The organism is Nostoc sp. DedVER02 (assembly GCF_034530675.2).
In the GTDB taxonomy this organism is placed as follows: Bacteria; Cyanobacteriota; Cyanobacteriia; order Cyanobacteriales; family Nostocaceae; genus Nostoc.
This window is the reverse complement of sequence record NZ_JAVRCP020000001.1, coordinates 107,721-133,203: the sequence shown is the minus strand read 5'-3', so window position 1 is coordinate 133,203 and position 25,483 is coordinate 107,721. Positions and strand designations below refer to the sequence as shown.

Sequence of the window (25,483 nt, the reverse complement as noted above, 5' to 3'; positions counted from 1 at the left end):
AAAAATATCCTAAAACCGAGGCAAAAATCTTCTCTATCTCTCCTCACTCTGTGTTCTCTGCGCCTCTGTGGTTCGTTTATTTACAGATTTTTAGAGAATAGACTTTGAAATAACTTTTTGATAGCGTCGGCTAATTACTAAACTTGCTCCCATTAAACCCATAACAATTAAACTTTTATTCGCCGTTGGTTCGGGAACCTGTTGAGGAGTTTGCACGTTGAATGTGAGTTTAGCTAAACCTTGAGAAGGCGTTCCAGGGGGATTAAGTTGGTCTTCTTCAGTAAAAGTGATTGTGCCTGTAGCATTTTGAAATAAACCTGTTCCTCCAAAGAGGGTAATAGTACCGCCACCTTTGATAATACCTTCTGCAAAATTAATTTCAGCGCTGTCACTTGCTTTGCCAAATAATTCATTAGCACCGCCATAATATCGATCAGACAATGTGGGTTCCCCATCTAAACCAAACACGCTTGGATCTGAATTAAAAGTATATTTATTAATCGATGGATCTTCAATAGGTTCAAGTTTACCATAGGTTTCACTAATAAAAGAATCCAACCCATAAGGAGCCGATTGGGTACTTTCACCTTTGATAGTTGCTCTAACAATTCCTAAGTCTGGTCTGAAGGTTGGGTCAATAGTGACAAGTGTATTGTAGTCAGCACTAAACGTATAATTATTATAATTAACTTGAGCTTTCACACTTTGCATATTTGACCCTAAACTCACTAGAGTTAAAGTAGCAGTCATGAGCCAGCCTATACGTGAATTAAACATAGTTGTCCTTTTTCGATTAAAATTGCAAAGTTATCTTATGTAAAAAGTCGGTTTAACTTCAACAAAATATAAGTTTTTGTATGTTGGGTAATGCCATCAATAAATTTGATATATATAGATTGCTACTCTATAATAAAATTGCAAATTACATATTTAGTTGATAACTAGTCTTTGCTATTGATACAATTAAATTTTTTAAAATCTTAATTAATACAGTTTTTCCAAAATTCTCACAAAAGTATATTAAATATATTTTGTGAGAATTTCAATGATTTATTTATTGATATTAAATGAATTATTTTTAGATCCAGTTGCAACAAGATTTGAGAAATAGCGATCGCAGCATGTTTGAAAAGTTTTGAGGGGTAACATCAGCAGCAATTTCGCCAATCTTCATAAAATCGATTGTTACCACAACCTCTTCAGCAACAGCTAAGGCCAGCGATCTGGCCCAAATGCTTTTCCATCGGCTTTCTGATGAATGATGAATTATTAACAATTTTTTGATAGAGTGATGCTTTGCCGAACGCTCTTATCTCCATGTCGTCTCAGGTATCGCTTCCCCGATCGCTCGATCCATACCTACCCCTGACTGCTCTTGCGCCCATGCAGGATGTGACAAACCTTTGGTTTATGAAGGTCATTGCCCATTACGGCAGCCCTGACTACTTTTTCACCGAGTATTTCCGCGTCAATGATACCTCACGGCTCAATCGTAGCATTCTAGCAGCAATCACTGAAAACGACACGGGTCGCCCCGTTTTTGCTCAAATGATTGGCGAAAGTATTCCAGACTTAGTAAGAACAGCAATTGATCTGTGCCGCTATAATATCGCTGGAGTTGACTTGAATATGGGCTGTCCAGCACCTAGAATCTATCGCAAAAATGTTGGTGGTGGATTGCTGCTTTTACCAAAAAAAGTGGATCGAATTTTGGCAGAATTGCGGCAGGCAGTGAACGATCGCCCTTTGACCGTCAAAATGCGTGTAGGCTTTGAAAATACGGATACCTTTTACGAAATTCTAGATTTAATCAATCGCCACAGCATTGATTTGCTAAGTTTGCATGGTCGCACAGTAAAAGATATGTACCACGGCGCAGTGAAGTATGATTTGATCGCTGAAGCCGTCAAACGAGTTCATTGTCCAGTGCTTGCCAATGGCAATATCAACTCTGCTACTACTGCTATTGAAGTACTTTCTCAAACAGGCGCGGCGGGTGTGATGGTGGGACGCTGGGCGATTGGGAATCCTTGGATTTTTAGTCAAATTCGGCAGGCTTTGCGAAAAGAGCCGATTACCCCAGTTCCTTTAGTAGAGGTACGCAACTATATCGATCGTTTATGGCAAACCCCCACAGCCGCCAGTATGCCAGAGCGAGCGCGTGTAGGCTACCTGAAAATGTTCCTTAACTACATTGCCCTGAGTGTTGACACTGAAGGTCATTTTTTGCGGCTGATGCGACGGACGCAGACCGAAGTAGAATTGTTTAACCTCTGCGATCGCACTCTCCTTGCTGACAGTACGAAAACTTTAGCCCTAGCAGCCTCCTTGAGGGTGTAATAGCAACTATGTTTGGCAGTTGGTTGATTAAGGGACTTCCAAATAAAAAAATATTCAATAGACCTCTTGGCATTTGTGCTTTTTGCACTCTTAGGGGTAAAGGTTAAAGGGTAAAGGGTAAAGGGAAAATAACAAACCTTTCCCCCTTTCCCCCGCCCCTTATCCCCAGAGGGGGCCCCACCTTCCCCTTTTCCCGACTTTTGCCAAGAGGTCTAATTATTAATTGTGGGGTGGGCAACATGAGCGCCCAGTTTATATGGCGGGCAAGATGCCATTGGTGTCAACTTAAGTTCAAACGCTTATCCCACATGCGTTTTACCCCACCCCTTAATCCCCTCCCCGTGAACGGGGAGGGGAGGTTTTGTCGCTAGACAAAAGCGGGGTGGGGTTCCGACGACTTAATTAGTAATTGAGTAGGCTTGATATAACGTCATTGCTAGGGTTTCACGTTAAGTTGACACCTATGGCAAGATGCCCACCCCACAAGATTGGATAATTTATTTCTTGGAGTTCCCTAATGCTGACATAGCGAGAATCTTTGTGTTACAACTTGGCAGATCAATTTGATACATGGAGTGATTGAATCAAATTTTGGGAATAATCCTCATAGCGTTTGAAAGCATCGTTTTGGTTGGGCTGCACTCTATGAGAGGGCGATTTATCGGGAAAAATTTGATTTTTGGCTGTTTATCTATTGCATTGTGCTGCATTTTGTGGATTTATTTTTCATTAATTCCAGTACACGCAACCTCCACAGGGTCGATTGATAATTTGCGACAACAGCAGCAACAAATGAACCAGCAGCGTCAGAGTGTGGTTAGCGATCGCAATCGCTTAACAAATCTCCAACAAGAGGCGCAAAAACACCTCACTGGTTTAAAGCAAAATCTGCAAACTACAGATAGCTATATTCAAGAGAGCGAATCACGATTACAACTCGCTACTCAACGCCTCCAGCAATTGGAAACAGATTTAGCTGTAGCAGAACGTTCATATCAGGAGCGGCAAATAGCAACAGTAGCACGATTGCGTTATCTCCAGCGATCGCCTGCATCTGTTGGCTGGGCAGTTTTGCTCCAAAGTGAAAATATCAGCGACTTTATCAGCCGTCGTCATCAGTTGAAGTTAGTGTATCAGGCAGACGAACAAATTTTGGCAAAACTCAACGCCCAAGCAAACTTGATAAATCAACAAAGAACGGGTGTAGAACAGCAAAAAAACGAAATTGCCTTGATTCGTGAGCAACTATTAGCACAAAAAGCCGATTATCAAACTCAAGCGCAGTCCCAATCAGAATTGATTCAACGCCTCAATAGCGATCGCCTCGCTCTGGAAGCCGCGCAAAACCAGCTAGAGAGGGAATCCAAAAATCTGGAAGTCTTGATTCAACAAAAGGTAGCAGAAGCCAGAGCCACAGAAGAAGCGCAAACAAAAACCAACAGCCGGACAAGTATCATCATTCGGGGAACTGGAGTTATGGCATATCCTAGCGATGCTTCTACTAGTAGTCCCTTCGGCTGGCGGATACACCCAATCCTTGGCTATCGTCGCTTTCACGCCGGCTTAGATTTTGCCGCTAGCTATGGTAGTAAAATTCGGGCAGCCGATTCGGGAAGAGTAATTTTTGCTGGGTGGTATGGTGGTTATGGCAGAGCGGTAATTATCGACCACGGTAATGGTCTGACAACATTGTATGGACATACCAGCGAGTTGTATGTTTCTGAGGGACAAGTTGTTGAACGTGGACAAGCGATCGCTGCTGTGGGTTCTACAGGTTTCTCAACTGGCCCTCACCTCCACTTTGAAGTGCGTCGCAATGGTACACCCGTAAACCCAGCTAATTATCTGTGAACCAAGTTTCTCTGGGCTGCAAATTTTATCATAAACGTGCTATAATATAAAAGAGTAAGGGCGCGTGGCTCAGTGGATAGAGCAACAGATTCCGGTTCTGTGGGTCGGGGGTTCAAATCCCTCCGCGCTCGTTAATTTACAAGACTAATCGCAAAATCGAAAGGTTATTTTCTATCATATCAATCTAATGTATCCCTAAAACGAAAAAATAGGGGTGACTAGTTGGTTTGAGATAAACTGCTGCAATCGAATTGGGAATTGCAATTCTCACATTATGTTTTATGGTTTCAATCCCTAATAGAGATTTTAGTTAATTGCAATTTACGGACTCGGCATAGCCTTCATTCACGCCCCGAAGTTTCAATCCCTAATAGGGATTTTAGTTAATTGCAATAATATGACTTGCACTTCAACGGTTCATGGAGCCGGAATTGTTTCAATCCCTAATAGGGATTTTGATGAATTGCAATAGTGGCACAATACCTGCTGGCAGCAGAAGTACGAAGTTTCAATCCCTAATAGGGATTTTGATGAATTGCAATTTGATGTGTGAGAATTATCTTCTCAAGGGAATACTTGTAGGTTTCAATCCCTAATAGGGATTTTGATGAATTGCAATAGGACAGGCACTCAGATTCAGGCATGTCAGACTCGTTTCAATCCCTAATAGGGATTTTGATGAATTGCAATCCGTAGGCGTATATGTCTATGGATAGAGTAGAATATGTTTCAATCCCTAATAGGGATTTTGATGAATTGCAATGCCCTTGTTTATCAATTAGATATTCAGCAAATTCGTTTCAATCCCTAATAGGGATTTTGATGAATTGCAATGTTGCTGGAACACCTTCAGCCGGCACAAATTACCCTGTTTCAATCCCTACTAATAGGGATTTTGATGAATTGCAATACTTTAAGAGCGCGATCGCACTTCATAAACTTGTAGTTTCAATCCCTAATAGGGATTTTGATGAATTGCAATAGAACCCGGAACACCCGGACAACCTGGAACACCTGGAGGTTTCAATCCCTAATAGGGATTTTGATGAATTGCAATCAATCATGGTCAAAGTTGCGATCCATGAACTCTTTTGTTTCAATCCCTAATAGGGATTTTGATGAATTGCAATACGAAGCAGGTTTGATGACCGTTCCAGCACTACTTAACGGTTTCAATCCCTAATAGGGATTTTGATGAATTGCAATCATCACACACATTACTAAAGTTCAAGGTATGCAAAGTTTCAATCCCTAATAGGGATTTTGATGAATTGCAATCCAAAAGCATAATTTGGAATCATCCCACCGTTGTAAGTTTCAATCCCTAATAGGGATTTTGATGAATTGCAATCTAGCGAGAATCCAAGTTTCATAAGGGTTATAGATATGTTTCAATCCCTAATAGGGATTTTGATGAATTGCAATATTCAGAAATAATCTCAAATTGACATTGAATTTTTGTTTCAATCCCTAATAGGGATTTTGATGAATTGCAATTTGTATGGCATACACATTAAAAAGCCTTATGTAATATGTTTCAATCCCTAATAGGGATTTTGATGAATTGCAATCACCCTGCTAAAGACATAAAAAGCCCCTCACAACGTTTCAATCCCTAATAGGGATTTTGATGAATTGCAATGTATACCTTCCCATACTCGAACAGTAAGATCGGGGTTTCAATCCCTAATAGGGATTTTGATGAATTGCAATAATTGCGTAGCTTGCCGCCGCAAGCATCGACCCTTTCTGTTTCAATCCCTAATAGGGATTTTGATGAATTGCAATCTTTAGCAACAAGTATTTTACCTTCCTAAATAATGCTGTTTCAATCCCTAATAGGGATTTTGATGAATTGCAATCAGGGTACAGGGTGGTAAATGAGTACTTTGAAATCGTTTCAATCCCTAATAGGGATTTTGATGAATTGCAATATGATTGAGTTGTTGATTGTGGCTGAGTCTGCGCCTGTTTCAATCCCTAATAGGGATTTTGATGAATTGCAATCTCCGTCCTGTTTCCCACTGCCAAATCGTATCGTAATCGTTTCAATCCCTAATAGGGATTTTGATGAATTGCAATCCAAAAATTTATCAGAGCTAATAGTTAATTAATTTGTTTCAATCCCTAATAGGGATTTTGATGAATTGCAATCCAAAAAAGTATCAAATTCACGCAAATCTGAGGCGTTTCAATCCCTAATAGGGATTTTGATGAATTGCAATAAAACAAGCGCTTCAATATTGCGAAGACAGGGAAAGTTTCAATCCCTAATAGGGATTTTGATGAATTGCAATAAAAGTGTCTGAAATTTATAGTTTAGTTCTTTGGCGATTCAATCCCTAATAGGGATTTTGATGAATTGCAATAATAATTTCACAAAAGAAATGGGATGTTTACGGAGTTTCAATCCCTAATAGGGATTTTGATGAATTGCAATGTAATAGTAATATTTTCATTCTCGTATTTCTCTATGTTTCAATCCCTAATAGGGATTTTGATGAATTGCAATCTTGTAAAGGTCAACCCAAAAAGGTTTCAGATTTCAGGTTTCAATCCCTAATAGGGATTTTGATGAATTGCAATTTAAATGCACATTATTATTAGCTGACGGTGTTTTAGTTTCAATCCCTAATAGGGATTTTGATGAATTGCAATATTGGTTTTAGTTGCGATCGCAGTCCTTTGAGTTGTTTCAATCCCTAATAGGGATTTTGATGAATTGCAATTCACGGTCAAAGGGGTGGTTTTGTACGTCTAGGTTTCAATCCCTAATAGGGATTTTGATGAATTGCAATTATCAAGAATTAAATCGATTAGGTTGGTACTGGCGTTTCAATCCCTAATAGGGATTTTGATGAATTGCAATAGCGGGAGCCTGAAACTCAAGCTGTATTTAGTTTTCAAGGTGCGGTTGCGCGATTCTTGAGCAATCATAGCATTAGAGAATTCGTTTGGAAAGAGTGTCAGAAACATTTAAAGGCTGAAACCCGATTTTTGTAGGCATTTCAGAGATTGCGCGGATGATAATAGGGCGATTAGTAGGGTGAAAGTCTTGCTGGTGTTGGGATAGAAGCACTTTTTTGAGGCTGGGGAATTTGTACACCTACCCTTTCGCGCATTTGACATACAGGAACCTAAGCAAAAGGCAATTCAGTAAAAAATAAATGGCTTCAAACCCTATAATACTGTTTGCCGCAATTCAGGAAAAACCTTAGACACCTTATTCAACACATAATCGCCATAAGTTCCGCGAAAATCATGAATGTTAGCGTTATCCCAGCGATCGCCATTATCATGCACCACTATATTATCTAATTCAATGGACTTAACTTCTACATCAAAATTGGGGTCGAAAAAGAAGGGAAACGATAGGCGATGATTTTGAGACTGGTTTTGTACCCGATGAGGTGTAGAACGATACAAACCACCCGTCATTTTATCTAGCATATCGCCGATGTTACAGACAAAGGAACCGGGAATGGGAGGCGCAGCAACCCAACCTGACTTGGATTTAACCTGTAATCCACCGGAGTTGTCTTGTTTGAGAATGGTTAAAACGCCATAATCTGTATGTTCGCCAACACCCCAGATTGGTTTACCATCTGATGGTGATAAATTAGGAGGATAGTTGAAGATGCGAAACAACACTAAAGGATCTGAAGTATAACGGTCAGCAAAGTAAGATTCTTCTAATCCCAAACTCAGGGCGATACCAGTCATGAGAGTATGCCCCAAATCTGTCATCGCCTCCATATATTCAAGAACTGTTTCGCCAAATTGGGGAATGTTGACGGGGAAGAGGTTTGAACCATGCATAGGAGTACCAGCTTGTACTAGCGGGTGTTCATCTGGAAGTTCAGCGCCAAAGTAAATACCTTCTTTCAAGTCGGGTTTACCGGATGTCAGTTCGCCACCAACGGGAAAATAACCTCGCCATGCAATACCTCCCAAAGCCATACGGATTTTAAGTTTAGTTTCCAAATCTTGGGCGAAAAACTGGCGGCTGAGTTCTTCGAGTCGCTGCTGCAAATTTTCGTCTACGCCATGTCCGATAATATAGAAAAATCCCGATTCTCGACACGCTTGTTTAATTTGCGATGCAACGGAATGGAGATTTCCTTTTCGAGAAACCAAGGTGCTGATATCAATAATCGGGACGGATGAAAATTCCTCTACAACTTGCAAGTTTTTCATAACACCCCCCGCAATTTGTTCAATAATACCAAAATGGGCGATCGCTTCTCTCTCAATACGGTTCAGTTAAGATTATTTGATGAAAATAATAAACCCAAAGAGGCGATAAATCGCCGTCAAGACGAAAGACTGATTATTGTAGAGACGGCGATTTATCGCGTCTCTCTATCGCGCCTTTTACCTTAACCGAACAGTATAAGCTTCTCTCCCATCTTGGAAGCATCTACTTCCAGAAGCAATTAATCTAAAATGAGAACCCACAGATTAATTAACTCAGGCTTTAAAAGTGGTTGATTTCAGCACAGCACCGCTAATAGAAGATGCACCCCATATAGAATTATTGCAATGGTTGGCGCGAGGTTCATTGAAGCAAAACCTGTTACGCGCTATCCGGTTGTGGGTTTGGCTACACTCTCTCTATGGGGATGAAGAAGACCGCCTGTTTTTACCTAACCCTTTTTCTTACAAACACTGGCGAGATACTTTCTTTAATGCAACTCATCCGAAAGCAGAATCAGCGCCTAATTTGCATGATGTTAATTGTGCTTGTGCCAAAACCACCGCCCAGTGGTTATTTTATCCCAAAACCGGACTTTTAGAATCTGAGTGGAAGCGATCGCTCCAGCAACATGATGCAATTCCTGATATAGATATAGATGAGTTATTGCAACAGCGTTTATTTGCAGTCACTCGCCGGACTCTTTTCGCCGATTTGCAAATTCTCGCTGACCTTGGCTGGTTGAAAGTTGCAGACAAACAATACTATCGAGTTCAAAATTTTCCATCTCGACCCAGCGCCAGAGAATTAGAACCGGTGAGTAACCGTTTGGGAGTTTATGATTTAGGCTTTCTCAATCCTAACTTAGAAGCGATCGCTCAAAATCTCTCCCAACCCATCCAAAATGTGCAGCGATTTCATTTGGAAGTTGATTACATTATTTCTCAAACCCAAAATCAAGTTGAGAAATGGCTAGATGAATTCCGCAATCTTTGGGAACAGCCAATCATCGCGCCAATTTGCCTTAACTACACTAGCGCTAAGTATGGTGCTGTGGAGTGTATTGTTTATCCTGTCTGTATATATTACGTGCAAAGAGCCATATATCTCTGCGGCTTTGGCAAAACTCCCACAAATCAAGGTGAGTGGTACAACTATCGCTTAGATAAAATTCAAAAAATTACTCCCTTAGATTGGAATGATACGAAATTACCCAAAATACTGCGACAACGGCGAACAACTTTACCGACACCAGATTATATACGTTCCCAAATGCATCAAGCTTGGGGTTTTGACTTTTACTTACCATCTAAATTGATGCTGCTACGGTTCGACCGCACATTTGCTGAGTCCTATCTGAAAGGAACTTCTCGTCATGCTACTTTTAAGCCGATAACCTATCAGTGGGTATTACAACTGATTCAACAAGTTACCTCCGCAAAACATCAGGAAGCATTGCTAAAAATCTTACAAAATCGTCGCAGTGATGATGCTTACTATACTGTAACTTACCGCGATGGAGATCCGAATGTAGGTTTGCGTTTGCGGGCTTGGCGACCAAAAGTAGAGGTGCTTTTACCTTGGGAACTGCGACAGAAAATCACCAAAGAGGTGGAAGCAGAATGGCAATTTTATCAAACAGAATTCAGACTTAGTTCTGATTGCTGAATTCATCTTTAAGAAAATAAGTTGTGAGAATAAAAAATGAGTGCGGCAAAATTAACAGAAAGATTTGAAGCGGCGTTAGTCTATGCTAATCGTCTCCATGCTAACCAGACTCGTAAAGTTAGCGGTATTCCTTATATTTCCCACTTATTGAGTGTGACGGCGTTGGTATTAGAGATGGGTGGGAGTGAAGAGGAAGCGATCGCAGCTTTATTACACGATAGTATAGAAGACCAAGGCGGTAAACCTATCCGTGAGGATATTCGCCAACATTTCGGCGAAACCGTTGTGGAAATTATCGACGGCTGTACAGAGTGGGATACACCACCGAAACCACCTTGGCAAGAACGTAAGAATAGATATATAGAAAAACTTCGTCATGCTTCGCCCTCAATTCGGCGAGTGTCGTTGGCTGATAAACTACATAATGCCAGGTCTTTACTGGCAGATTGGCGACAAATGGGAGATGTTATTTGGGCTGAATTTAGCAGTGGTAAAGAAAAAACTTTGTGGTTTTACCAATCATTAGTGCAAGTGTATCGGGAAACAGGTTCAGATGTGATGATAGAAGAATTGGAACGAGTTATCAGCCAACTATCTTGAGAAAAATATAGTGGCAATATTGTTTGGTTAAGACAAAAGACGCAATAAATCCCCATCTTTTGTAGAGACGGCGATTTATCGCGTCTTTATGATAATTTATCGCATCTTTACCAATACAAGCCACCGCGTTACCAATACAAGCCACCGCATTAACAATGCAAGCCACTGCATTAACAATACAAGCCACCGCATTAACAATGCAAGCCACTGCATTAACAATACAAGCCACCGCATTAACAATGCAAGCCACCGCGTTAACAATGCAAGCCACCGCATTACCAATGCAAGCCACCGCATTACCAATGCAAGCCACCGCATTACCAATGCAAGCCACCGCATTACCAATGCAAGCCACCGCGTTAACAATGCAAGCCACCGCGTTAACAATGCAGAGTATTGTCAAATGAAATCCGCTACGAATTAATGAAATACTGGACTAAGTAAAAACTAATACAATTAAAATCGCTGACCTGTAGTAACTTCAAATCTAACTTCACCTTGGTCGCTAATTCCTAAGTCGCCTCGAATCAAACCAAAAGATGATTTTAGCCGCAATCCCAAGCCGTAACCAAAGCCGCTTCCGGGTTTGTCTCGTAAAACTCCTGGTTCTCCTAACACGGTATCGCTAGACCCAAAATCTGAGGCGAAGTCAGTAAAGACAACTCCCCCTACTGATTGAAAAATTGGGAACCGATATTCTACAGAAGCTAAACCATAACTCCGACCACTGGCAACTTTACCATAACCGTAACCTCTGACAGAATCTATCCCACCAATATTAAAAGCATCGGCGGGTGGGAAATCTCCAAGAGTCGTACCAATTTGTAAATTAATCGCCAACATTTCTGGATTATCAGTCGGTCTACCATTACCTATCCAACTAACTGGCAAATACTGAATATAGTCTCCCCGCAAGCGGTTGCTAGAAATATTCCCTAGTCCAATAGGTATTGCTTGTTCTGTACTCAAGGTGAGAATTGATCCTTGAGTCGGATTGTCTCGGCGATCGCGTCGATCTCTGGATACAGCAAATGATACTGTATATAGGTCATCAATTCCAGTGCCGCTCACAGATAGAGGACTCCCTAATCTATCAACCTGGACAACGTTATAGTCTCCATCGCGTAGACTAATTCTGGTATAGTTGAGTGCTACCGATGTATCCCACTCATCAAAAGATCGTAAAAGTGCTACAGAACCACCAAATCTTCCTTCTCGGACTTTGCTGCCGTCAGCCAATCTGATATCATCGTTGAAGGTTCCCGATGTATTTCGGCTACGAAAAGCTCTAATGCTATAGCCTAAGCGGTTTGGTTCTTCAGAACGATAACGACTAGTGAATTGACCATTAAATTGGACATCTTTACTGCTGAACTGCAAAATTGTATTTAATCTATCGTTCAGTCCGTTAACGTTTTCATCTCTATAACCAACCCGACCGTATAGCCCAACGTCATCATTGTTCCCGCCTCCGAAGATGAGAGAAGGGAAGCTACGCTCTTTAATTACATAAAGAATATTAACACTGTTAGCATCTTCTTTAGGGTAGGCATTGACTTGATTGAATGACTCTAATCTCCTCAAGTGTTGCAAGTCTGCTTGAAGTAAATCTTTACTGAATACCTGACCGGGTTTGAGTTTCAGCAAACCAATGATAAAATCTTTCTGAGTTCGCCCTCTGATTGGCAGACCTCTGCTATTAGTAAAACGAATCTGAATATCTTTGACAACTTTTTGGGATTCCAGTGTTTGGTTATCTGCTAAACTAACTCCGATATAATCACCATATTGGGCATACCCTCCCTCTATGTGGATCGTAGCTTCTGGTGTGACAATCTCACTAGCCCCATCTTGAGTAGATGGTTGCGAGTCTGCAAGGGCCTCTAGATTTTTACCACTCACTAACATTGCTGCAATCGCAACTACAGTTATTTGAACTCGCATATTGAATATCCGTTAGTGTCATTAAGTTTACAGCATAGAGCGGTTCTCTTTTGCGTAAGTTATATATTAACCTTGCTTATTGAGTATCCCAAAATCTGGTTGCTTGTTACGCGATCGCTTTAGTTTAGAAGTTGCGCTGCTGCCACAAGAAGGTATAGTCTGGGAAATAGAACCTCTTCCCAAAAACTATGAAAGAGAAATACTCAGCTTTTAAGCTATTTTTGCTCTTTTTTGGCTTTTTATAGATAATTACAGTGGGCAATTATCTGAAAAATCCACTTACACATAAAAAGCCATGAGACAAAAACCTAAACAACAAATGCGTATATGGGCGGTTTGGTGTCATTTCTCGGCTTTGTTAGGATGGATATTATTAGTTTTTATAGTATTTCTTGGCATTCCTTTATATTTACCTTTAAACCTTTTAGCACCCCTGATGATTTGGCGCTTTAAAAAAGCTCAATATCCCTGGATTGATTTACAAGGAAAAGAATCCTTAAATTTTCAATTTTCTTTAACACTATATACCTTGATTGTCATAGCAATATCTTTAATTTTATTATTAACTAGCTTGAGTATAGTTGTGACTAACAACGGCTCATCTAATCAAATAAAAAACACTTTAGACGGCTTGATAATTGTACTTATGTCATTATTCTCATTCAAACTAGTATTACAATTATTTGTAGTTACTTTTGCCTCTGTCAAAGCTTACAAAGGTGAGCATTATCGTTATCCTTTGACAATTAGAGTTTTACGATAATAAAAATCACATAAATATAGGAAGAAAAATTATATGATTGGAATTGCGATCGCAGGCACTGGATTTGGTCAAAAAGTTCACATCCCTGGATTTCAAGCACATCCTCAGACTGAGGTAGTTGCTGTCTATCACAGAGATATCAATAAAGCCAAAGCCATAGCAGCATCCCATAATATTCCCCACGTCTCCGACTCACTTACGGATATTGTGGCGTTACCAGAAGTGCAAGCAGTCAGCATCTCTACGCCGCCATTTTTACATTATGAAATGGCAAAAACTGTACTGCAAGCTGGAAAACATTTATTATTAGAAAAACCGACAACCTTAAATGCAATTGAAGCTAAAGAACTTTATCAGTTAGCGAAAGCAAAAGGCGTAATTGCGACTGTAGATTTTGAATTTCGCTTTGTACCAGCATGGCAGTTATTTGCTGAATTACTATCAGAAAACTATGTGGGTGAGTTACGCTTAATTAAAATTGATTGGTTAGGTTCTTCTCGTGCTGATACTTCACGCCCTTGGAATTGGTATTCTGACAAAGAAAAAGGAGGCGGTGCATTAGGATCTTTAGGTTCCCACGCCTTCGATTATATTCACTGGTTATTCGGGCCAGTTCGGAGATTAAACGCCTATTTAACTACTGCAATTCCTACACGAATTGACCCTGTGAGTGGAGAATCTAAACCAGTGAATACAGATGACAACTGTATATTAACACTGGAATTAGCTAATGGTACACCTTGCCAACTTTCTATCAGTGCGGTTGTTCATGCACCAAGAACCCATTGGGTAGAAGTGTATGGCGATCGCGGTACATTAATTGTAGGTAGTGAAAATCAAAAAGATTATATCCACGGTTTTCGTGTTTGGGGTTCCCAGCCAGGTAAACCCTTGACGGAAATAGAAATACCAAATCGATTGATTTTTCCCAAAAATTATGCTGATGGGCGCATTTCTGCATTTATCCGCGTAGTAGATGAATGGGTACAAGGAATTGAACGCAATCAGGAAATTACCCCATCACTACGAGAAGGAATTTATTCTCAATTGTTGATGGATTTATCTCATGAATCGCATACAAAAGCGAGTTGGGTAGATGTACCTAGTTTAGAAGAATTCCTTAACCACTAGAGAGAAAATGAACAAAACTCCCCGTATTCCTATCCCGCCGGAAGTCAAGAAATACGTTTTTGAACGTGACAAATATCAATGTCAAAGCTGCGGTAAAACTACTACAGAAACTCACCTTAGCATTGACCATATCATTCCCCTTGCCCGTGGCGGTCAAAATGATATCAGTAATTTACAAACTCTCTGTCTTAGCTGCAATCAGCAGAAAACAGATAATATCGATCCACGTTTTCGACGATATTTTGAGCTTTAGGTTATGATAGTGTGGGCTATTCGTTTCTAGTTTCTATGCCTCAAAATCACAATAGCAATTCTCGAAGATTCCCCAACATTAAAACTACAATTCTTTACTTCTTCACTTTCATGACTGTTTTAGTAATAACCTTTCCCTGGTTATATGAGGTTAAAACGAAAGCTGGGATCGATATATCACCTGGCCGCCATGCAGGAACCTTTTTTGAGAAGCATACCCGCGGACTCTTTAAGTGTGAATGGCTTTATCCCTACCATTGCGATCGCTCCCAGGTTAAATGATGAGTGATGAGTGCTGAGTAATGAGTAATGAGTAATGAGTAATAAGAAGATTACTCAGTACTTCCGCACTACGGTAAAAGCCTCGCCCCTTGTGGGCGGTCTTTATAACTCAGCACTCATCACTCAGCACTCAGCACTTTTCATCGTTCTAGCCTACATCTATCTCAACTGATTTGAGATCGCGCTAACATCAACGGCTAACTTTTTACCCAATTTGAGTAATTGAAGACATTGATTATCTGCTTCATTTCCAACGCTAGTAATGCACACCGGCGCTATCTGACTGTGCAGACAACTAAAATAGAGTTCTTGCGATCGCTGTAGGGAAATGTCAATATTTAGTTGATCCCCGACATCAATCAATCGCTCCAATAGTTGGATATCTGCATTAAAGCTATCATTGGCATCGTGCAACAATTGCCAGAGCGATCGCGCAATTAACTGTTCTAACATCTGCTTACCGTCGGGAATATTCAGCCGACAACGCAGATGTTTTGCTTCAGTCGCGATCGCCTCTAATTCTAAGATGTGACTCCAACTCTTTTGGGGATCGGCAATCTCTTGTTCAAGCGATCGCAATGTCAGCAGACAGCGATGCCCTAAAGCAATATCGGCTGCTACCTGCAACTCTTGTGGTACTACTAGTTCATCTCGGTGAAACGCCATTAATACACCGTAATTATCACGATAGGCTTGAGTATACAACTGTCCTAAACGTGCCAGTGTTTCCTGACTCAGCAGCCCCATAATCCGGTGGCGTTCTTCAGCAAATAGATTCTGTAAGCTGAAAGCATCTTCGCCAAATAGCTGTGTCATTGCCGAGATGGTATGAGCCGCACTAGCTTGTTTTAGTGCCCCAAACAGCTTTTCTTTGATTTGGCTGTACTCACGCCGCCCGCTAAATTGTTGAATGCAGCAGTGGAAATCCCAGCCTCCCAAATGGAGAACAGCAAATACCAAATGCTCGCTTTCCCAAGTAATCTCTGATACCAGCTTTAAATTTCCCACAGCCAGAGTTAGCGATCCCATACGTTGCAGTTGGTAATCTAACTCATTTGCAGCGTAGCAATAAACCTTTTTGTGGTAGCGCTGAGACTGTTTATCAGCAGCATCTTTTCTAGGCAAATTGTGCGTCTGTGCTGGTTTGTGATTGCTAAATAGGGAAGTAATGGCGTAATGGGCTGCAACTTGCTTAAAGCCAAGCTGGGCAGTTAACACGAGTTGCCGATAAATTTCTGCACCGTGTTTGAAGTCATCCACATTACTAGGCGCTAAACCAAGGCGTTTGACAAAACCTTTTTCTAACTGCACGCCAGCCACTTCCCCCGCCAATTCCAAAGCACGGGCGGCGTAGCGCAGAATTTGTGTCCCCTCTGGACGGGAAATTTCTTCAAAAAACCAACCGCAACTAGTGAACATTAACAAAGCGTGACGCTGCATTTCTAATAAGCGCAAAGCGTCTACTTGTTCGGCTGCTGTTAGTTTGTGGGTTTGATGACGGGCGAGAAAACGGTTGACATTGCCAGCAGAGCGATCGCGCAATACTTGGATATATTCATCTCGTGCAAGCCAGGGATCGCGAAATAACTGTCTGCCATGTTCCTGATAAACATCAGTTAGTTGATCCCGCAGCCAATTTAGGGCATCCCGCAGGGGACGACGCCATTTCTGATGCCAGACACCGCCTTCTCCACCGCAACCACAGTCATCTTCCCATCTGCCGACACCGTGGGCGCAACTCCAGGCTGTGACTGACTTCAATTCCACTTCCCAACTGGGAGAATTTAGGCTGAGGTAGTGGGCGAAGTTCGTTACCGTCCAACCTTGTTGAGGAAACTCTTTAGTAAAGGCGTAGGCTAAAGTTTTCTCTGTTCCCTTCTTGTGATGTCCGAAGGTTTCCCCATCTGTCGCCACAGAAATCAACTGTGCTGGACGATGATCCCCACGCACCGCTGAACCGATACGTCCGGCAAAGTGACTGGAATTATAAACCACATCACTAAAACCCATATCCCGCGATATCGGGCCATCGTAGAAGAAGATATCAATGTAGGGTAATTCTTCTCTACTACTGTCTTTGGGGCTATCGGCGATTGCACTCAGAGGTGAAGATGAAGTATCTAGTGTGGGTTTCAAATAACAACGATAGGGACGAGTAGAATCAATCTGACTACCGCCAACTTCGATCCATTCAGGATGGGGACGATCTGGAGTGGGGAGAGGACGACAACGCAGTGCTTGAGATGGTGCAAGAATAATGAAACGAATACCCTCAGCAACAAGAGCTTCTAGGGTTGCATAGTCTACAGCAGTTTCCGCTAACCACATCCCTTCGGGATCGCGCCCAAAGCGGGAGCGGAAGTCTTCTTTACCCCAGCGAATTTGGGTATATTTGTCGCGCTCATTCGCCAAAGGCATAATGATGTGATTGTATACTTGCGCGATCGCATTGCCGTGACCATGCAAGCGTTGGCTACTCTTGGCATCCGCCTCTAAAATACGCTGATAAACCTCCACATCGTAGCGTTCTAGCCACGACATCAGCGTTGCCCCGATATTAAAACTAAAATACTCGTAATTATTGACGATCCCCACCACTTCACCTTGGTCATTTAAGACTCTGGCAAAGGCATTCGGGCGATAGCATTCCCAATGAATCCGCTCATTCCAGTCATGGAAAGGTGCAGCGCTCGGTTGGCGTTCAATTGCGTCCAGATAAGGGTTTTCCCTTGGTGGCTGGTAAAAATGACCATGCACCGTCACATAAACACCATTAGCCTTTCTCAGGGGATCGGTTTCTCTAGTGTTATTAGGATCTGAATGTAATGTTAACGTTGAGCCAGAGCTAGCCGGCATTTCAGCAGCAGAAGTCATGTATATTTATCCAAAACAAAAAACTTACAGTTGCACCGAAAACGTTGTGCGTAAACCTTTCTCCAATGGTTTGAGCGCAAAATCCGGTATAAACAACAACTATGGAATCTAACTAAATTTTTGACAAATCTTCTTCATTCTAGTGGCAAATCTGCGTTATCGCCCAGCCCTTTCCCTAAAGGCTTAAATGTAATTAGCCATTGAACAAAGATTCAGTTAGGGGTTTCCTCGTTAGTAGCGCCAATTAAAATTTTAATTGTCTTTTAATATATTAAACCCCATTTTTGGTGTAATATCTTGGCTCAAATTCATAGTTTTGCAACGAAAGATTACAAAAACTCTTTAAATCGCAATCTTATTTTACATAAGCTGTAGTGAACTGAAAACAGTACAATTTCTGAATTGGTCTACAGGATGTTGAGAGTATCCTATGGGAGTGATGAGTGAAAGTAATTTTTAATTCAACACTCCAATTTAAAATTTAGGATTGCTCGCTGTGAATGATACCCTCAACCCAAAAGAACAAATGTCAACCAAAAACATTATTCTTTTCGTTTTATTACTGTTTATCCCAGTTTCCCTAGTAGCCCACTTTCTGGAGTGGGGAGAATTAATAGTTTTCATTACAGCTGGATTAGCAATTCTGCCCTTAGCAGCTTGGATGGGTACAGCCACAGAAGAAATTGCTGTGGTAGTGGGGCCATCATTGGGGGGTTTGTTAAACGCCACCTTTGGCAATGCAACAGAACTAATCATCGCCTTAGTAGCGCTGAATGCTGGCTTAATAGATGTAGTTAAAGCCAGTATCACGGGATCGATTATTAGCAACTTATTACTGGTAATGGGTTTTTCCATGCTTTTGGGAGGACTGCGTTACAAAGAACAGACATTTCAGCCAATTGTGGCGCGGGTGAATGCTGCCTCGATGAATTTGGCAGTGATTGCCATTTTGATGCCTACGGCGATGAATTATACCTCTCAAGGAATTAACGAACAAACACTGCAAAATCTTTCTATTGCTGTTGCTGTAGTATTAATTCTGGTTTATGCTTTAACGCTGCTATTTTCGATGAAAACCCACTCCTATTTATATGATGTGGGTGTTGCGGAAACAGAAGAAGAGGAGATTCCTCATAAAAAACCAAATATGATGTTGTGGGTTGGCGTGCTGCTAGTATGTACCTTGCTAGTGGCACTTGAGTCAGAAATGTTGGTCGATTCTCTGGAGGTGGCCACATCTCAGCTAGGCTTGACGGCGCTGTTTACAGGGGTAATTTTGGTTCCCATCGTCGGTAATGCGGCTGAACACGCCACAGCAGTCACCGTGGCGATGAAAGATAAGATGGATCTTTCCCTTTCGGTAGCTGTGGGATCGAGTATGCAGATTGCCCTATTTGTCGCACCCGTGTTGGTAATAGCGGGGCGGATATTGGGACAACCAATGGATTTGGATTTCAAACCCTTTGAATTAGTAGCTGTGGTTGTGTCAGTGTTGATTGCAAACAGTATTAGTTCTGATGGTAAATCCAATTGGCTCGAAGGCACTTTATTATTAGCTGCTTATACAGTGTTGGGGTTCGCCTTCTTCTTCCATCCAGTTATGGATGTTGTGGGGTAGTTAGCAGTATGTAGACGTAGCCCGTCGTAGCGATCGCTTATAGTTTAGTCCAAAGTGATGTCTACGACGGGCTATTCGGTGTCTTTCGTGATTATGGTTGATGAATTTTTTAATTACCTATCTCGATAGTTGGCGAATCTAAACCGCTTTTGCCTGGGACAGGAGAAAATAGAAACATATAAGAGCGATCGCCTGTATGAGCTACTGCCTTAATCCCCATTGTCCCAAGCCTGAAAATCCCAGTGATGTCAAGTTTTGTCGGACTTGCGGTTCTAAATTACTCCTCAAAGAACGTTACCGTGCTATCAAACCAATTGGACAAGGTGGTTTTGGCAAAACTTTCTTAGCTGTGGATGAGGATAAACCGTCAAAACCACGCTGCGTAATTAAGCAATTTTATCCCCAATCCCAAGGCACTAACACTCTTGCAAAGGCTGTAGAGTTATTTAACCAAGAAGCGGTTCGGTTAGATGAATTGGGGAAACATCCTCAAATTCCCGAATTACTGGCATATTTTACCCAAGAAGCTCGGCAATATCTTGTACAAGAATTTATCGACGGGCAAAACTTAGCCCAGGAATTGGCACATCTGGGTGCTTTTAATGAAACGCAAATCCGGCAACTATTGAATGATTTATTGTCAGTTTTGCAATTTTGTCATGCGAGACACGTGATTCACCGCGATATTAAGCCAGAAAATATTATTTTACGTGAGAAGGATAACAAACTAGTACTAGTAGATTTTGGTGCTGCAAAATCTGCCACTGGCGCTGCCTTAAATCAAACTGGTACAAGTATTGGTAGTCCAGAATATGTAGCTCCTGAACAAATGAGAGGTAGGGCTGTTTTCGCCAGCGATATTTATAGTTTGGGCGCGACTTGTATTAATTTATTGACAGCGCGATCGCCTTTCGATTCTTATGATACCCACAACGATGCTTGGGTTTGGCAGCAATATTTGAAAACCCCTGTTAGTAAGGAGTTGAGTCACATTCTCAACAAGATGCTAGAAAGTATTCCCATTCGGCGTTATCAAACAGTGGATGAAGTTCTCAACGACTTAAATCACCAGTCGCAAGTAATAGCCACGCCAGCGATATCGCAAAAATCCATCCCTCAATCACCACCTAATTCTCCAGCTACATTTGTATCGCCATCTCCTAGCCAAATTGAGAATGAATTAGAGGAATTGAAAACTCAATTTTTGGGTGGCAACAAACCTCAACCAAATAAAATACAACCAACAAATCCGACATCTCAGCCTACGAATAAAAGCAAATTAGATGAAGAATTAGAAGAATTAAAAGCCAAATATCTTGGTAATAATAACCCTTAAAATTTTATTAACCTTATATCGAAGTCAGGTTTTTCTCAATAGAGTTCAGTTAAGCATTTCTTCCTTCTCTTACTTTGCGTACTTTGCGGCAAGCCGCTTTGCGTCTACGTTCAAAAATTTACTTTGGCAAAGCGTTAAGCCTTAACTGAACCCTATTAAGGTTTTTCTCATGAGTGTATTCAATACTGCTCGGGTAAAGCATTTTTAACTTGGAATTGGATTTGGGGAAAAGGTTAAAGGTTTTTTCTTCCCCTTTTCCCCAAATCCCGACAAGTATTGTGTGTGTATTGATATTTTTGGTAGTGTAAGCCCTAAACCAAAAAAATCTGTAGAAACGCAAAACATAGCGTTTCTTAATTAGATACGACAAGTTTTATGCTTGGGACTCTTATTAGATTTACATCCAGTATTTTGATTTTTATGAAATGAATTACTCTAAAATGTCAGATCCCTGACAACTTTTATGAAGTCGGGGATCTTGTTGTTCATGAAAAAATCGGTCTAAAACCTTAAGTTCCAAGGCTTTTGGGTTTTAGCTTCACTGCGTGTAATGCGATTATGAATTTTCTATATCTAGAGGAATAAAAATTTTTTGATAAAGGAATAAGTGAATGAAAAATCAGGTAAACTCAAGCAGCAAAAGCTTTCTTGTCTTTCGGGTAAGTAATTAACAGGCACGAAAAACCGTTGTGGATGAACAACTTCAAAAACTTATTGATGAGGTATGCTGCTACCCAGACCCCAGTCTAGAAAGGCAGAAAGCATTAAATAGACTGCTGATGGTTATTCAAAAACTCCCTGGCATTTATAAATCTGGACACCAAGACTATTTAGAAGCCTTAAATCAAACTTGGGAATGGGTAAGCCGGAAGATTTGCTCTTTTGAAGCGCGTTCACGAAATGACTCCGTTCGCGTAGCGTCCCGAAGGGAAGGAGTATCGCCTTCTTTACAACAAAGCCTAGTAATCTGGATTAATGGCTATCTCAGGTGGCGCATTAAAGATTTATATATACTAGATATTAATTATACTCTAAGTTTAGACAGACTTACCCGTAACGATGAGGGTGATGAAACAACCCTGCTCAATATCTTGCCAGACCCTCAATCACCAAATATTTCTTTAGATTTGCTGGATATCAAAATTGCCCAAATCCAGGAAGTTGAGCGTCAGAGACTTGGTAAACGCATCTGGCGATATATTGAGCAAGACGATGAGGGTAAATTAACAGCTAGTCATCCCCGCAAAAATCCCGAATGTCATTGTCACTTATTGGCAATGCGCTTACTTATTCAACAACCACCTCATAAAATCGCTGATATTGCCAGAGAGTTAAATATAAGCAATCAAACTCTCTACTCCCACTGGAAGAAAAATTGCCTTCCCCTATTAAAAGAAATTGGTATGAATTTCGGATCTGACTAATGACTAACACACAACCACATACTTTAAGCGTCCCTCTCCCGAAAAATGCCCACCGTTGGGCTGAGGAATTTGCCGCCCAGCAAGATAACCCCGAAAAGGGAAAACAAGTTTATCTGAATACCCTGGCTGTCTATGCCGTTCATAGCTACCTCAAATGGCTGAACGTTGAGACAGCACTAAATCAAGGTGACAGTTGGCATCGTGCTTTAAGGGCGATTTTTGATGTTGCTGATTTAGTCTTGCCTGGTGTTGGTAAGCTTGAATGTCGTCCAGTGTTACCGGGTGAGGCTACTATAGTTTTGCCGCCAACCATGACACAAGAACGCATTGGTTATGTAGGAGTTCAGTTTAGTCAGCAATTAGATTCTGTAGAACTACTGGGATTTTTGCCAGCAAGGGAGATGACGGAATCATCGGCAATACTGCAAATAGCACAACTGCAATCCTTTGATTCTCTTTTCGAGATTATATATAGACGAACGCTATTAATAAATCTGCGTCAATGGGTTACAGGAATTTTTGAGACAGATTGGCAATCCCCAGAGTTAGTTTTTGCTAACAATTTTAGAAGCAATAGCACAATAATTCGCTCTTCCCCTAACTCCATCAGTCGGGCAAAGGTGATTAACCTAAAAAGCCAAGTACTGTTGTTATTGCAGTTAACTTCTACAGATAGCGAAGTTTTTGATATTCGCCTGCGGGTTTATCCCGGTGATGATTCGATTCATCTACCACCAAATTTACAAATGATTGTCCTTGATGAAGCCGGGAACACTGGTATGGAAGTGCAAGCCAGAAGTGCAGACGACTGGATGCAACTGGAGTTTAGCTGCCAGCACGAGGAAAAATTCAGTGTCAAAATAGTGTTAGGGGAAACAAGTTTGACGGAAGAGTTTGTTGTTTAAAACAAACAAAAGGAGACAGGAATGGCGATCGTCAAGTTGAAACTTAGACACAACTCACAAGATGGGTTTCTGGTAATTCTGACGGCAAAGAATTTGGATGAAGAAACGGAAGGATTTTTGCCTCCATTGCCACCAGATTTAGAATCATCCTTTAATGAATGGCAGTCAGCTTATCGTCAAATCGAAGCTGTACGCTCTTATGTTGCTCCTGCACCAGGGTTGCGTCTTACACCCAAAAGTGTGACGATTCATTCTCATGCAGAACATACGGGAGCAGTTAAAGATTATCTGAATCAATGGCTCAATTGTGGAGATAATAGGTGGCAACCAATCCGGGATAGATTAATTGCGATCGCACAACAATTACATCAGTCAAATGATGAGATTCGCGTAATCATTGATGCTAAAGATATCGGTTTACGCCGCCTTCCTTGGCAAGCATGGAATTTATTAGAAGAACACTATCCCAACGCCGAAGTTGCCCTCAGTGCCCCCAAAAGCTCCAATTTTAAGATAAATAAACTAGTTCCTCAAAGTACAAAAGTCAGAATTTTAGTTGCTGTGGGTAGAAGTGATGGCATTAATACAAAAGATGACTTAAAGGTAATTCAAGATTTAGAGACAGATGGAGTAGAGGTACGCTGTTTAATTAAGCCTAGCCGCCGGGATTTGTGTGATGCTCTTTGGGATGAACAAGGATATCATATTTTCGTATTTACAGGACATAGTGGCAGTCAAGAAGATGGGCAAATAGGTTGGATTGAACTTAACGACAAAGAAAGTTTGACTATTGAGGAATTTAAGGAAGCTTTGAAACAAGCTATTGATAAAGGATTACAATTGGCAATTTTTAATTCTTGTGATGGTTTAGGATTAGCTAACCAACTTGCTCAAATACATTTACCTCAAGTTATTATCATGCGGGAACCTGTTCCCGATCCCGTAGCAGTAGATTTTTTAAGGTACTTTTTCCAAGAATTTACCCATAATAATAAGTCACTATTTACTTCTGTAAAAAAAGCCCGCAAACGCCTAGAACATTTTAAATCTGATTATCCAGGCGCAATTTGGTTGCCAACAATTTGTATTGAAGCTAATGTTGAACCCTTGACTTGGCAAGGATTACGCGAAAGTTCTCCGCCAAAGGCGACTTCAATCAAGCCAGAGAATTAAACTCATCAACCAAAGAAAAATATCAAGCCCTGGTTATTAATTGGTTTGCTTGGTGTGATTGTCGGTAGTGGTGTTGCTTATTTCGTTGGGAAAAAAGTCAACTCCGATTTTAGTTCGGTAACTGCTCCCGAAGGAACATGGTTTTATGGTGGTAGCACATCTTGGGCACCAATTCGGCAATATGTAGATCCTGAAATTAAAAAAGCGCATCCGCAGTTTGAATTACGCTATACAGATGCGATTAATTCTACACCAGGTTCCGGTACAGGAATTCGGATGTTGTTGGAAGGACAACTCACCTTTGCTCAATCTTCTCGCCCGATCGCAGATAGGGAGTATCAACAAGCTCAACAACGAGGCTTGAGTCTAAAACAAATTCCAGTAGCTTTGGAAGGATTAGCGATCGCAGTTCACCCTGATCTCCAAATTTCAGGGCTAACCTTGGGGCAAATCAAAGATATTTATACTGGTAAAATAACTAACTGGAATCAGATTGGTGGCCCTAACCTCAAAATTACTGCTTACTCCCGTCGCTTTGAAGATGGGGGCACTGTAGAATTCTTTGCAAACAACGTTCTCAGTGGTGAAAAACTAGGAAGTAACGTAGTATACGTTTACGATACAACAGATGGGCTGAAAAAATTAGCTAGCGATCGCGGTGGTATTTACTACGCTTCGGCTCCCGAAGTCGTCCCCCAATGTAAGATTAAGCCACTGCCAATTGCAAAACAAGGGAACAGTTTTGTCGCCCCTTACACAGAACCTTTCATTAAAGCAGAACAATGTCCCAATCAACGAAATAAGTTAAACATTGATGCTTTCAAAACAGGTCAGTATCCAATTACACGCCAGATGTTTGTCATAATTAAGCAGAATAATAATAACAGTTTAGAACAACAAGCTGGCGAGGCATACGCCAATATGCTACTAACAACTCAGGGACAAAAACTGATGAATGAAGCCGGATTTGTGCGTATTCGTTGAACAAGAGGCAAGGGGCAGGGGCAATACGGTTCGGTTAAAGGGGAAAGGGAAAAGGGGAAAGGTTTTGAATACATCCTTTACCCTTTCCCCAGACCACAAGGAAAATGAAAAATGCTTATCCGAACCGTATTGGAAGCAGGGGG

General features: G+C 41.2%; 21 protein-coding genes, 1 tRNA gene and 2 CRISPR repeat arrays. Of the genes, 17 read left to right on the top strand and 5 right to left on the bottom strand.

All coding sequences use genetic code 11. The features are described 5' to 3' along the window. Positions 1–90: 90 nt before the first annotated feature. On the bottom strand, positions 91–777 hold the full coding sequence (locus RMZ41_RS00555) for a hypothetical protein (RefSeq protein WP_322643512.1): 687 nt from the start codon (positions 775–777) through the stop codon (positions 91–93). A gap of 540 nt (positions 778–1,317) precedes the next feature. Between RMZ41_RS00555 and RMZ41_RS00550 the strand changes: the two genes are divergently transcribed. From RMZ41_RS00550 to RMZ41_RS00540, 3 genes are all read left to right on the top strand, one after another. Next, entirely contained in the window at positions 1,318–2,340 is a 1,023-nt protein-coding gene (locus tag RMZ41_RS00550) for a tRNA-dihydrouridine synthase family protein (protein ID WP_322643590.1), read from the top strand. A gap of 645 nt (positions 2,341–2,985) precedes the next feature. Then, positions 2,986–4,191 (top strand): murein hydrolase activator EnvC family protein, encoded by a 1,206-nt coding sequence (locus tag RMZ41_RS00545; protein ID WP_322643511.1) that lies wholly within the window; start codon positions 2,986–2,988, stop codon positions 4,189–4,191. 58 nt (positions 4,192–4,249) lie between these two features. Then, positions 4,250–4,322 (top strand) — tRNA-Arg (locus RMZ41_RS00540). A 153-nt stretch (positions 4,323–4,475) separates the two neighbouring features. Next, positions 4,476–5,025: a CRISPR direct-repeat array (repeat unit 37 nt; unit sequence GTTTCAATCCCTAATAGGGATTTTGATGAATTGCAAT). A gap of 110 nt (positions 5,026–5,135) precedes the next feature. After that, a CRISPR array of direct repeats spans positions 5,136–7,060; the repeat unit is 37 nt; unit sequence GTTTCAATCCCTAATAGGGATTTTGATGAATTGCAAT. 311 nt (positions 7,061–7,371) lie between these two features. On the opposite strand, the gene RMZ41_RS00535 is transcribed toward RMZ41_RS00540, so the two are convergent. After that, the gene (locus RMZ41_RS00535; protein ID WP_322643510.1) at positions 7,372–8,388 is read right to left on the bottom strand and encodes an isopenicillin N synthase family dioxygenase; all 1,017 of its coding nucleotides are present in this window, start codon (positions 8,386–8,388) and stop codon (positions 7,372–7,374) included. Between the two features lie 15 nt (positions 8,389–8,403). Between RMZ41_RS00535 and RMZ41_RS00530 the strand changes: the two genes are divergently transcribed. The 3 genes from RMZ41_RS00530 to RMZ41_RS00520 all read left to right on the top strand — a co-directional run bounded on the left by RMZ41_RS00530 (position 8,404) and on the right by RMZ41_RS00520 (position 10,654). After that, complete coding sequence (locus RMZ41_RS00530) at positions 8,404–8,574, top strand: hypothetical protein (protein ID WP_322734440.1); 171 nt, start codon at positions 8,404–8,406, stop codon at positions 8,572–8,574. A 100-nt stretch (positions 8,575–8,674) separates the two neighbouring features. Then, entirely contained in the window at positions 8,675–10,054 is a 1,380-nt protein-coding gene (locus tag RMZ41_RS00525; protein WP_322643508.1) for a TIGR03985 family CRISPR-associated protein, read from the top strand. A 36-nt stretch (positions 10,055–10,090) separates the two neighbouring features. After that, the gene (locus RMZ41_RS00520; protein WP_322643507.1) at positions 10,091–10,654 is read left to right on the top strand and encodes an HD domain-containing protein; all 564 of its coding nucleotides are present in this window, start codon (positions 10,091–10,093) and stop codon (positions 10,652–10,654) included. Here RMZ41_RS00520 and RMZ41_RS00515 read toward each other — a convergent pair. Beyond that, complete coding sequence (locus RMZ41_RS00515) at positions 10,638–11,030, bottom strand: hypothetical protein (protein ID WP_322643506.1); 393 nt, start codon at positions 11,028–11,030, stop codon at positions 10,638–10,640. The genes RMZ41_RS00520 and RMZ41_RS00515 overlap by 17 nt on opposite strands. 80 nt (positions 11,031–11,110) lie before the next feature. Then, positions 11,111–12,598 (bottom strand): BamA/TamA family outer membrane protein, encoded by a 1,488-nt coding sequence (locus RMZ41_RS00510; RefSeq protein ID WP_322643505.1) that lies wholly within the window; start codon positions 12,596–12,598, stop codon positions 11,111–11,113. Positions 12,599–12,677: 79 nt separating this feature from the next. Here RMZ41_RS00510 and RMZ41_RS00505 point away from each other — a divergent pair, with 79 nt between their 5' ends. The 5 genes from RMZ41_RS00505 to RMZ41_RS00485 all read left to right on the top strand — a co-directional run bounded on the left by RMZ41_RS00505 (position 12,678) and on the right by RMZ41_RS00485 (position 15,198). After that, entirely contained in the window at positions 12,678–12,812 is a 135-nt protein-coding gene (locus tag RMZ41_RS00505; protein WP_322643591.1) for a hypothetical protein, read from the top strand. A gap of 81 nt (positions 12,813–12,893) precedes the next feature. After that, complete coding sequence (locus RMZ41_RS00500; RefSeq protein WP_322643504.1) at positions 12,894–13,361, top strand: DUF4870 domain-containing protein; 468 nt, start codon at positions 12,894–12,896, stop codon at positions 13,359–13,361. Between the two features lie 33 nt (positions 13,362–13,394). Further along, complete coding sequence (locus RMZ41_RS00495; protein ID WP_322643503.1) at positions 13,395–14,492, top strand: Gfo/Idh/MocA family oxidoreductase; 1,098 nt, start codon at positions 13,395–13,397, stop codon at positions 14,490–14,492. A gap of 7 nt (positions 14,493–14,499) precedes the next feature. Further along, complete coding sequence (locus tag RMZ41_RS00490) at positions 14,500–14,745, top strand: HNH endonuclease (protein WP_322643502.1); 246 nt, start codon at positions 14,500–14,502, stop codon at positions 14,743–14,745. Between the two features lie 315 nt (positions 14,746–15,060). After that, positions 15,061–15,198, top strand: a complete 138-nt coding sequence (locus RMZ41_RS00485) for a hypothetical protein (protein ID WP_322643500.1) — start codon at positions 15,061–15,063, stop codon at positions 15,196–15,198. On the opposite strand, the gene RMZ41_RS00480 is transcribed toward RMZ41_RS00485, so the two are convergent. Then, positions 15,186–17,900 carry a DUF3536 domain-containing protein gene (locus tag RMZ41_RS00480; protein WP_322643499.1) on the bottom strand — a complete coding sequence of 905 codons (2,715 nt, stop codon included), beginning with the start codon at positions 17,898–17,900 and terminating at the stop codon, positions 15,186–15,188. The two genes, RMZ41_RS00485 and RMZ41_RS00480, sit on opposite strands and share 13 nt — an antisense overlap. 526 nt (positions 17,901–18,426) lie before the next feature. On the opposite strand from RMZ41_RS00480, the gene cax reads away from it, so the two are divergent. The 6 genes from cax (at position 18,427) to RMZ41_RS00450 (ending at position 25,340) form a co-directional block, all read left to right on the top strand. Then, positions 18,427–19,518: a calcium/proton exchanger gene (gene cax, locus RMZ41_RS00475; RefSeq protein ID WP_322643498.1), complete on the top strand. Its 1,092-nt coding sequence runs from the start codon at positions 18,427–18,429 to the stop codon at positions 19,516–19,518. Between the two features lie 196 nt (positions 19,519–19,714). Beyond that, positions 19,715–20,854 (top strand): serine/threonine-protein kinase, encoded by a 1,140-nt coding sequence (locus RMZ41_RS00470; RefSeq protein WP_322643497.1) that lies wholly within the window; start codon positions 19,715–19,717, stop codon positions 20,852–20,854. 689 nt (positions 20,855–21,543) lie between these two features. Next, entirely contained in the window at positions 21,544–22,278 is a 735-nt protein-coding gene (locus tag RMZ41_RS00465; protein WP_322643496.1) for a hypothetical protein, read from the top strand. Further along, on the top strand, positions 22,278–23,183 hold the full coding sequence (locus tag RMZ41_RS00460; protein ID WP_322643495.1) for a DUF1822 family protein: 906 nt from the start codon (positions 22,278–22,280) through the stop codon (positions 23,181–23,183). The genes RMZ41_RS00465 and RMZ41_RS00460 overlap by 1 nt, the downstream gene beginning before the upstream one ends. A 21-nt stretch (positions 23,184–23,204) precedes the next feature. Next, entirely contained in the window at positions 23,205–24,356 is a 1,152-nt protein-coding gene (locus RMZ41_RS00455) for a CHAT domain-containing protein (protein WP_322643494.1), read from the top strand. A gap of 39 nt (positions 24,357–24,395) precedes the next feature. After that, complete coding sequence (locus tag RMZ41_RS00450) at positions 24,396–25,340, top strand: PstS family phosphate ABC transporter substrate-binding protein (RefSeq protein ID WP_409874708.1); 945 nt, start codon at positions 24,396–24,398, stop codon at positions 25,338–25,340. Positions 25,341–25,483 lie beyond the last annotated feature (143 nt).